This is a genomic window from Streptomyces sp. NPDC047981, from assembly GCF_040653315.1.
Taxonomy (GTDB): Bacteria; Actinomycetota; Actinomycetes; order Streptomycetales; family Streptomycetaceae; genus Streptomyces.
On record NZ_JBEZNQ010000031.1, the window covers coordinates 83368 to 93783 of the forward strand.

The window sequence follows — 10416 nt, forward strand, 5'->3', positions numbered from 1 at the left end:
CTTATCCAGGGGTTGACGGTTCCGGCCAAGTCGAAATCGTGACCAAGAGACCGTGCCGCGCTACGCGTCCCGCTTCTTCATGACCAGGTAGCCGCCGAGCAACGCGGCCGCCACCCAGAGCACCATGATCCCCAGTCCGCCCCACGGTCCGTACGGCGCCTCCTCCGTGTTCATGGCGTCCGGAACCACCTGCATGATCTTGGACCCGGCCTGGTCGGGGAAGTACAGCGCGACCTCCTTGGCCTTCGGGACCGCCGAGAGGATCTGCGAGACCAGGAAGAAGAACGGCACCAGGATGCCGAGCGACAGCATCGAGGAGCGCAGCATCGTCGCCACACCCATCGAGAAGATCGCGATCAGACCCATGTAGAGCCCGCCGCCGACCACCGCGCGCAGCACGTTGTCCGCGCCCAGGGTCGTCCGGTGCTCACCCAGCAGGGCCTGGCCCAGGAAGAACGACAGGAAACTCGTCACCATCCCGACGGCCAGCGCGAGCACCCCGGCCACCGCGATCTTGGAGAAGAGGAAGGTCGCCCGCTGCGGGACGGCGGCGAGCGAGGTGCGGATCATGCCCGAGCTGTACTCGGTGCCGACCACGAGCACGCCGAAGACCACCATCGCCAGCTGCCCGAGCACCATCCCGGAGAAGCTGACGAACGTCGGGTCGAAGGTCGCCTGCTCGGCCTCGTTCAGATCGTCGAAGGTCGAGTTCAGCAGCGCGCTCAGGGCCGCGCTCATCGCCACCGTCACCAGGAGCGCGCTCGCCAGGGTCCAGACCGTCGAGGAGACCGTCCGGATCTTGGTCCACTCCGACTGCAGGACCGCCGATACCGCTGCCATCGCTCAGGCTCCCTTGGTGGTCTCGCCCCAGCGGGGGCCCGGCGCGTCCGCCGCGTGAACGTCCGTGCCGTGCGCGTGGTACTCCACCGCACCGGCGGTCATCTGCATGAACGCTTCTTCGAGCGAGGCGCGCTGCGCGCTCAGCTCGTGCAGGACGAGCCGGTGCTCGGCCGCCAGCTCGCCGAGCTTCTCGGTCGTCGCCCCGTCCACCTCCAGCGTGCCGTTGCCCGCCTCTACGGGGGTGAACCCGGCCTCGCGCAGGACGTCTCGCAGCCGCTCCTGCTGCGGCGAGCGCAGCCGAACGTAGCTCCGTGAATTCTGGTGGATGAAATCCGCCATCGACGTGTCGGCCAGCAGCTTTCCCTGCCCGATGACGATGAGATGATCGGCCGTCAGGGCCATTTCGCTCATCAGATGACTGGAAACGAAGATCGTCCGGCCTTCGGCCGCGAGCGCCTTCATCAGATTTCGGATCCAGTGAATTCCCTCGGGGTCCAGACCATTGACGGGTTCGTCGAACATCAGGATCTCGGGATCACCGAGCAGCGCCGAGGCGATTCCGAGCCGCTGGCCCATGCCGAGCGAGAAGCCCTTCGACTTCTTCTTCGCCACCGAGGTCAGCCCGACCAGGTCGAGGACCTCACCGACCCGACTGGCCGGAATGCGGTTCGACTGCGCGAGGCAGAGCAGATTGTTGTACGCCGACCTGCCGCCGTGCATCGCCTTCGCGTCCAGGAGCGCTCCGATGTACTTCAGCGGCTCCTGGAGCTCCCGGTAGTGCTTGCCGTCGATCCGGACCGTTCCGCTCGTCGGGTTGTCCAGATCGAGCATCATCCGCATGGTCGTCGACTTGCCCGCGCCGTTGGGCCCCAGGAAGCCGGTCACCACGCCGGGACGCACCTGGAACGAGAGATGGTCGACCGCGACCTTCGATCCGAACCGTTTCGTCAGGCCCTCGAGCTCGATCATGCGTCCAACCTACGGGCGCAAAAAACCCTCCGCCACCGGAATGACAGAGGGTTTTCGGGCACTTCGCCGACGCGTCACCGGGCGGGCTCGTCACGGGGATGCGAGCCCGCCCGCCCGGCGGACCGTCAGAGCCTGCTCAGCGGGTCTGCTGGGCCGGGACGCCACGGGTGGCGGGCTCGTCGTCGATCGGCGAGCCGGCGGCCGCCACGGCGGCACCGGTCAGCGTGGCCAGCATCTCGCGGACGTTGGTCAGCTGGGCGTTGATGGAGTCGCGGCGGTTCGTCAGCGCCGCGAGCTCGCGCTCCGATTCCGAGCGGATCCGGTCGGCCTTGGCGTTCGCGTCGGCCACGATGTCCTCGGCCTGGCGCTGCGCGGTCTCCACCGTCTGACGCGCCCGGCGCTCCGCGTCCGTACGCAGCTTCTCGGCCTCCAGGCGGAGCTGCTCGGCGCGGTGCTCGATCTCGGCGAGGCGCTTCTCGGCCTTGGCCTGACGCGAGGCCAGGTCGCGCTCCGACTGCTCCCGGCGCTTGGCCAGGTTGGTCTCGAAGTCCGCGGCGGCCTGGGCGGCCTTGGCGCGGGTCTCCTCGAAGAGGGCGTCCGCCTCCTCGCGCTTGGACTGCGCGTCCTTCTGCGCCTCGGCACGCAGCGAGTTGGCCTCGCCCTGCGCCTTCTCGACGATCCGGACGCCCTCGTCCTCGGCCTTCGACTTGCGCTCGGCCGCGAACGACTCGGCGTCGTTGCGCACCTGCTGGGCGGCCGACTCGGCCAGCTCGCGGTGCTGCTCGGCGGCGCGACGGGCCTCCTCGCGCAGGTCCTTCGCCTCCTCCTCGGCGAGGCGGAGGATCTTCTCGACACGGGCGCCGAGGCCGGCGTACGACGGCTCGGCGTCGGTGACCTGGGCCTGGGCGTTCTGCGTCTCGAGGTGGAGCTCCTCGATGCGCTTTTCCAGCGAGGTGATGCGTCCTAGAGCACTGTCACGGTCGGCGACGAGCTTGGTAATGCGGTCATCCACCTGACCGCGGTCGTAACCACGCCGCACGAGCTCGAAGCCGAAGGGGGAGGAAGTGTCGCTCATGGGGTTCCTGTCGAATGAGACCGGTGAGGTGTTAGGGGGAATCCTAGGGGCCGAAGCGGCGTGTCATCGAGCGGATGCCCGTTTGATATGGAGAATGTCCAGCCTTTTGAGTGGCTAGCCGTCTGACGACTTGCCACTCGAACGTGTTGCCCCCGCCGGAACACCCGCCTTCACGCCATCCTTCGTGCCCGCGGTCGGCGCCTCGAAAGACTCCAACGCTTCGAGGACGTCCTGGACACGGGAGATCTCGGCGTTGATGTCCTCGCGACGGCGCACCAGCACATCCAGCTCGCGCTTGCCCTCGGAGATCATCGTCTCGGCCTCCTGCTCGGCCTCCGACTTGACCTTCTCCGCCTCCGCGACCAGCGAGGCCTTCTTCTGCTCGGCCTCCTTCAGGAGCGCCTCGGCCTTCTTCACCGCGGCGATCCGGACCTTGCTCGCCTCCGAACTCGCGTCGGAGACCAGCTCCTTGGCCTTCTCCGCGGCCTCGGCCGACTGCTCCTCGGCGGCCTTCACCAGCTTGTCGACCCGCTCGCCGGCCGTCTTCATCTGCTCGGCCGTCTCGCGCCGCGCCCGCTCGTGCAGCTCCTCGATCTCGCCCTCGATCCGGGCCCGCAGCTCCTCCGCCCGCTCCCTTATGGCCGTCGCGTCGCTGCGCGCGCCCACCAGGAGCTCGTCCGCGTCCGTACGGGCCTTCTCCACCAGCGAGTTGCCCTCGACGGTCGCCTCGGCCACGATCCGGTCGGCCTCCTTGCGGGCCGCGCCGACCATCGTGTCGGCCTGCGACTCGGCCTCGGTGGTGGCGCGCAGCGCCTCCTCCTGGGCCTTCGCCATCAGCTGGTCGGCCTGCTCGGCCGCGTCCGAGCGGCGCTTGGCACCGGCCTCGCGCGCCTCGTCGACCGTGCGGTCCGCCTCGCTGCGGGCCTCGGAACGCATCTGCTCGGCGGCCGCCTCGGCGTCCGCCTTGACCCGCTCGGCCTCCACCCGGATCCGCTCGGCGGCCTGCTGGGCCTGGAGCACGTTCTCCGCGCCCTCGGCGCGCAGCCGCTCCGCCTCGTCGCCGGCCTCGCCGGTGATCCGCTCCGCCTCGCCGGTGGCCTCCGTGATCAGCGAGTCCGCCTGCTCGGCCGCGTCCGCGCGGCGCTTGTCGGCGGCCTTGCGGGCCTCGTCGAGGACCTGCTCGCCGTCCGCGCGGGCGGCGGCCCGCAGGGCCTCCGCCTCGGCCTCGCCCGCCGCCTTGACTTGCTCGGCCTCGGCGCGCAGCCGCTGCGCGTCCTGCTCGGTGGACTCCAGCAGCGCCACCGCCTCCGCGGTGATCGCGTCGGCCTGCTCGGCGGCGTCCGAACGCCGCTTGTCGGCGGCCTTGCGCGCGTCGTCGAGGACCCGCTCGCCGTCGGCGAGCGCGGCGACCCGCAGCGCCTGCGCGTGCGCCTCGCCGTCCGTCCTCAGCTGCTCGCCCTCGGCCCGCAGCGCCTCCGCCTCGGTGGTGAGCCGCTCGGCCTCGCCCGCGGCCTCCGTGATGAGGGTGTCCGCCTGCTCGGCGGCGTCCGCGCGCCGCTTGTCGGCCGCCTTGCGGGCCTCGTCCAGGATCTGCTCGCCCTCCGTGCGGGCGAGCGTGACCAGCTCCTCCGCCTCGGCGGTGAGCCGCTCGGACTCGGCGGCCGCCTCGGAACGGATCCGGTTGGCGTCCTCGCGGGCGTCGGCACGCGTACGGGCCGCGTCCTGCTCGGCCGAGCCGAGCGCGTCCGACGCCTCCGTCCGTACCCGCTGGGCGTACTCGGCGGTGTCCGCGCGCAGCTTCTCCGACTCGGCGAGCGCGTCCGCGACCGTCCGCTCGGCCAGCGACTTCGCGGCCTCGGTCTCCTCCTGGGCGCGCGCCCTGACCCGGTTCGCGTCCTCGGTCGCCCGCTCCCGCTCCTCGTACGCGTCGGCGCGGACCCGGTCCGCCTCCTCCTGCGCCTCGGTGCGGGTGCGCTCCGCCGCGTGCTCGGCCGCGCTGCGCAGCCCGGAGATCTCCTCCTCGGCCTGCTCGTGCAGGCCGGCCACGGCGTCGCGGACCTCCTTGGCGGTCTGCTCGGCGGCGGAGACCATCTCGGTGGCCCGCCGGTCCGCCTCCTCGACCAGGCGCTGCGCCTCGGTCTGCGCCTCCTCCACCCGCCTGCGGGCGGAGGCGAGCAGCTCCTCGGACTGTTCGCGGGCGTGCTGGCGCTCCCGGTCGGCCTCGGAACGGGCCGACTCCAGCGTCTCCTCGGCCTCCCGGCGCCGCCGGTTGGCCTCCTCCTGCGCGGCGGCCAGCGCCTCGGCGGCCTCGGTGGCCACCCGCTCGGCGGCGGCCGCGGCTTCGGCGCGCACCCGGTCGGCGGTCTCCTGGGCCTCCGACTTCAGCCGCTCGGCCTCCGTCGACGCCTCCGTGCGGAGCCGTACGGCCACGGCCTCCGCCTCGGCGCGCGAGGCCGACGCGTCTGACGCCGCCTCGGTGCGCAGCCGCTCGGCCTCCTGCTCGGCCTGCGCCTGGAGCGTACGGATGCGCTCGGCGGCCTCGGTGCGGAGCCGCTCGGTCTCCTCGGCTGCCTCGCGGCGCAGCCGCTCGCTCTCGGCACGGGCGTCGGTCAGCGCCTGCTCGGCGGACTCGACCCGGCTCCCGGCCTCGGTGTGCAGCCGGTCGAGCTCCTCGGCCGCCTCCTCGCGACGGGCGGCGGCGGCCCGCTCGGCGTCCTCGCGCAGCTCGGTCGCGGCGCGCTCGGCCGCCTCCCTGACGGACTCGGCCTGCTCCTCGGCCTCCGTCCGCATCCGGTCGGCCTCGGCGCGGGTGCGCTCCAGGGTCTCCTCGGCCTGCGTCCGCAGTGTCTGCGCGCGCTCCATGGCCTCGGCCCGCACCCGCTCGCCCTCGGTGCCCGCGCTCGCGCGCAGCTCCTCGGCGTCCGTACGGGCCTTGGTCAGTAGCTCCTCGGCGGCGCCGGCCGCCTCCTCGATCTGGCCGACGGCCTCGCGCCGGGCCTCGCCGCGGATCTTCTCGCCCTCGGCGATCGCCTCGGCCCGCAGCCCCTCGGCCTCGCCGCGCAGCCGGCGGGCCTCCTCCTGGAGCTCGACGGTCTTGGCGCGGTACTCCTTGGTGTCGTCCTTGGCCGAACCGAGCAGCTCGTCGGCCTGCTCCTCGGCCTGCGTCCGGGTCCGGTCGGCCTCGGTCTCGGCCTCGCGGCGGATCCGCTCGGCCTCCTCGGAGGCCTTGCGGGTGGTCTCCTGGGCGTCCTCGGACGCCTTGGTCAGGACCTCCTCGGCGGTCCGCGCGGCCTTGGCGAGCGCGGCGGCGGAGTCCTCGGCCGCGACCGTACGGGCCTTGTCGGAGGCCTCCGAGAGCACCTTCTCGGCCGCGGCGCTCGCCTCGCGGAGCTTCTCCTCGGCCTCGCCCTTGAGGGTCTCGGCCTCCTTCGTCGCCTCGGCGACGAGCCGGGCGATCTCCGCCTTGGCCGTACGGGTGCGCTGCTCGTTGACGGACTCCGCGGACGACAGCTGCTTGGCCGCCGCCTCCTTGGCCTCGGCGAGCGCCTTCTCGGCCTCCGCACGGGCCTCGCGGAGCCGGACCTCGGCCTCCTGCATCCGCTGCTCGGCGGCGCGGGACAGCTCGCCGGCCTGCTGACGGGCCTGCTCGGTCTCGGCGGTGGTGGAGGAACGCAGCTGCTCGGCGTGGCTGGTGGCCTCCTGGGCCTGCGTGGACGCGGCGTTCAGGAGCCGCTCGGCGTCCTTGCGGGCGCGCATCAGAATCGCTTCGGCCTCGGCACGGGCGGCCTCTGCCTCCGTGCCGACCCGGTGGCGGGTCTCCTCGGCGAGCCGGGTGGCCTCGGCGCGGGCGCCGGCGAGCGACTGCTCGGCCTCGGCGCGGGACTCCTCCATGAGGCGGCGGGCCTGCGACTCGGTGCGGGCGCGCAGCTGCTCGGCCCAGGCCACGTTCTCGTTGACGTGTGCCTCGACGGTCTGCCGGCGCTCGGCGAGCTCCTGGTCGAGGCGCTGCCTGCGCTGGACGGCCTCCGCGTGCAGCTCGGCCTGGAGCCGGGCCTGGTGCTCGGCGTGCTCCTGCAGGATGCGCTGGGTCTGGGCGCGGGCGTCGCGCAGCTCGCGCTCGGCGTCCTGGCGCAGCTGGTCGGCCTGGACCTGCGCGTTGCGCAGCATCTGCTCGGCCTGGTAGCCGATGTCCGCGCTGTCGTACGCGGGACGGGACGCGATCGTGCGGCGCGCCTCGTGGAGCTTGGCGCGCAACACCTCGACCTGGTAACCGAGGTCCTCGGCGTGCTGGACGGCCTTCTCCCGCTCGGTCTTCAGCCGGTCCATCTCGGCTTCGAACCGCGAGAGATGGTCGTCTTCAGCTCGGTGGCTCTCCTGGCGTTCGTAGCCCCGCACTGCGCGGTCCCATCCTTCCCCGAGCTCTCGACCCGGTCGAGCAGGGGAGGACCCCAACCCTGGTCGCAACACTCCAACGAGCACCGTTCACCGGAGAACGGCCCCCCGGGAATCGTGGCAGATCGGATACCCCGACTTCGACGCCGCATGGCATGCGGCCCCGACCGGCCCCGGCCCGGAGTCGCCCACTCTACCGGGCCAGGAATCCGGAGGTCAGTGCTCCGCTGAGGAGTGGTCGTCCGACGGCTCGGCGGAGGTGACCAGTTCGGTCAGGACGCCGTGGCAGTCCTTGGGGTGCAGGAAGGTGATGCGGGAGCCCATGGAGCCGATCCTGGGCTGGTCGTAGAGGACCCGGACGCCCTTGGAGCGGATGGCCTCGGCGTCCCCGTCGACATCGGCGGTGCCGAAGGCGATGTGGTGCACGCCCTCGCCGTTCTTGGCCAGCCATTTGCCCACCGCGGAGTCCTCCCGGGTGGGTTCGAGGAGCTGGAGGTACGAGGCGCCGCCGTCGGAGGTGTCGTTGATCTTGAGCATGGCCTCGCGGACGCCCTGCTCCTCGTTCACCTCGGAGTGGAACACCTCGAAACCATAGGTCGCACGGTAGAACTCGACGGTCTTGTCGAGGTCGAAGCAGGCGATCCCGATGTGGTCGATTCGCGTCAGCATTCCTCCAGTGCAGCGCCATGGGGATGGTTACGCAACGTGCGCGCCGTCACACCGACTGGCCGGTGACCGTGTGCGTGACCGCTCAGTACATTGAAGGTAAACCCTCGTTCACTCCTCATCCCTAGGGGCCGTGCCTCATGTCTGGAACGACCGGTACCACCTCAGTGATCGTCGCGGGCGCCCGCACGCCCATGGGCCGTCTGCTCGGCTCCCTCTCCTCCTTCTCCGGCGCCGACCTGGGCGGCTTCGCCATCAAGGCCGCGCTCGACCGGGCCGGCATCGGCGGCGACCAGGTGCAGTACGTGATCATGGGGCAGGTGCTCCAGGCGGGCGCCGGTCAGATCCCCGCGCGTCAGGCGGCGGTCAAGGCCGGCATCCCGATGAACGTCCCGGCGCTGACCATCAACAAGGTCTGCCTGTCCGGCCTGGACGCCATCGCGCTGGCCGACCAGCTGATCCGCGCGGGCGAGTTCGACGTCGTCGTCGCCGGTGGCCAGGAGTCGATGACCAACGCCCCGCACCTGCTGCCGAAGTCCCGCGAGGGCTACAAGTACGGCGCGATCGAGATGCTCGACGCGATGGCGTACGACGGTCTGACCGACCCCTTCGAGAAGATCGCCATGGGCGAGTCGACCGAGAAGCACAACACCCGCCTGGGCATCCAGCGCCCCGAGCAGGACGAGATCGCCGCGCTCTCGCACCAGCGGGCCGCCGCCGCGCAGAAGAACGGCGTCTTCGAGGCCGAGATCACCCCGGTCGAGATCCCGCAGCGCAAGGGCGACCCGGTCGTGTTCTCGAAGGACGAGGGCATCCGCGCGGAGACGACCGTCGAGTCGCTCGGCAAGCTGCGTCCGGCCTTCGCCAAGGACGGCACCATCACCGCCGGCACCTCCTCGCAGATCTCCGACGGCGCCGCCGCCGTCGTCGTGATGAGCAAGGCGAAGGCCGAGGAGCTGGGCCTGGAGTGGATCGCCGAGATCGGCGCCCACGGCAACGTGGCGGGACCGGACAACTCGCTGCAGTCGCAGCCCTCCAACGCGATCCTGCACGCCCTGAAGAAGGCGGGCCTCGGCGTCGAGGACCTCGACCTGATCGAGATCAACGAGGCGTTCGCCGCGGTCGCCGTGCAGTCAATGAAGGACCTCGGCGTGACCCCGGAAAAGGTGAACGTCAACGGTGGCGCGATCGCGCTCGGCCACCCCATCGGCATGTCCGGTGCCCGTGTGGTGCTGCACCTGGCGCTGGAGCTGAAGCGGCGCGGCGGCGGGACCGGCGTGGCGGCGCTGTGCGGCGGCGGCGGTCAGGGCGACGCTCTGATCATCCGCGTTCCGTAGGCACACGCGTTCCGGAGAGTAAGGAGTTGCGGCACATGGTGGACGTCCCCGAACTGGTCGCCCAGGCACGGGAGGGCCGGCCGCGTGCGGTGGCCCGGCTGATCTCGCTGGTGGAGGGGGCGTCCCCGCAGCTGCGCGAGGTGATGGCGGCGCTGGCCCCGCTGACGGGCGGCGCGTACGTGGTGGGCCTGACGGGTTCGCCCGGCGTGGGCAAGTCCACCTCGACGTCGGCGCTGGTCGCGGCGTACCGGCGGGCGGGCAAGCGGGTCGGCGTGCTCGCGGTCGACCCCTCGTCGCCGTTCAGCGGGGGAGCGCTGCTCGGTGACCGGGTCCGGATGTCGGAGCACGCCTCGGACCCGGGCGTCTACATCCGCTCGATGGCCACCCGCGGGCACCTGGGCGGGCTCGCCTGGTCGGCGCCGCAGGCCATCCGCGTCCTGGACGCGGCGGGCTGCGACGTGATCCTCGTGGAGACCGTCGGTGTCGGCCAGTCGGAGGTGGAGATCGCCTCCCAGGCCGACACCTCGGTGGTGCTCCTCGCGCCGGGCATGGGCGACGGGATCCAGGCCGCGAAGGCGGGCATCCTGGAGATCGGCGACCTGTACGTGGTGAACAAGGCGGACCGGGACGGCGCGGACGCGACGGCCCGCGAGCTGAACCACATGCTGGGCCTGGGCGAGGCGCGCGGCCCCGGTGACTGGCGGCCGCCGATCGTGAAGACGGTCGCGGCGCGCGGCGAGGGCATCGACGAGGTCGTCGAGGCGCTGGAGAAGCACCGGGCCTGGATGGAGGAGCACGGCGTCCTGGCCGAGCGCCGCCGGGCGCGCTCGGCGCGCGAGGTCGAGACGATCGCGGTCACGGCGCTGCGCGAGCGCATCGGCGACCTGCACGGCGACCGCCGCCTGGACGCCCTGGCGGAGCGCATCGTGGCGGGCGAACTGGACCCGTACCGCGCGGCGGACGAACTGGTGGCGAGCCTCACGGCCTGACGGCCCGCGCGAGCACGAAGGCGGCCGCCGGCCGGGCCCCGCCCCGCCCGGGGGGGCCACGCCGGGTGAGGACCCCGTCGGGGGGGGCCCGGGGGGGGGGCGGGGGGGGGGACGCGGGGGCCGCGGCCGGGAGAGGTGGGACCCCCCC

General features: G+C 72.3%; 7 protein-coding genes. 2 read left to right on the forward strand and 5 right to left on the reverse strand.

From position 1 onward, the window contains the following. Window positions 1-60: 60 nt before the first annotated feature. From AB0E14_RS20220 to mce, 5 genes are all read right to left on the reverse strand, one after another. Window positions 61-840, reverse strand: a complete 780-nt coding sequence (locus AB0E14_RS20220; RefSeq protein ID WP_362419482.1) for an ABC transporter permease — start codon at window positions 838-840, stop codon at window positions 61-63. Window positions 841-843: 3 nt separating this feature from the next. Then, window positions 844-1809, reverse strand: a complete 966-nt coding sequence (locus AB0E14_RS20225; protein WP_362419485.1) for an ATP-binding cassette domain-containing protein — start codon at window positions 1807-1809, stop codon at window positions 844-846. Between the two features lie 136 nt (window positions 1810-1945). Next, window positions 1946-2884, reverse strand: a complete 939-nt coding sequence (locus tag AB0E14_RS20230) for a cellulose-binding protein (RefSeq protein ID WP_315892756.1) — start codon at window positions 2882-2884, stop codon at window positions 1946-1948. 114 nt (window positions 2885-2998) lie between these two features. Further along, window positions 2999-7279, reverse strand: coding sequence for a polarized growth protein Scy (gene scy / locus AB0E14_RS20235; RefSeq protein WP_362419489.1), 4281 nt, complete (start codon window positions 7277-7279; stop codon window positions 2999-3001). Window positions 7280-7492: 213 nt separating this feature from the next. Further along, window positions 7493-7945, reverse strand: a complete 453-nt coding sequence (gene mce, locus AB0E14_RS20240) for a methylmalonyl-CoA epimerase (protein WP_362419492.1) — start codon at window positions 7943-7945, stop codon at window positions 7493-7495. Between the two features lie 137 nt (window positions 7946-8082). On the opposite strand from mce, the gene AB0E14_RS20245 reads away from it, so the two are divergent. Both AB0E14_RS20245 and meaB read left to right on the forward strand, forming a co-directional pair. Next, complete coding sequence (locus AB0E14_RS20245; protein ID WP_362419495.1) at window positions 8083-9279, forward strand: acetyl-CoA C-acetyltransferase; 1197 nt, start codon at window positions 8083-8085, stop codon at window positions 9277-9279. Between the two features lie 35 nt (window positions 9280-9314). Further along, the gene (meaB, locus tag AB0E14_RS20250) at window positions 9315-10268 is read left to right on the forward strand and encodes a methylmalonyl Co-A mutase-associated GTPase MeaB (protein ID WP_362419498.1); all 954 of its coding nucleotides are present in this window, start codon (window positions 9315-9317) and stop codon (window positions 10266-10268) included. Window positions 10269-10416 lie beyond the last annotated feature (148 nt).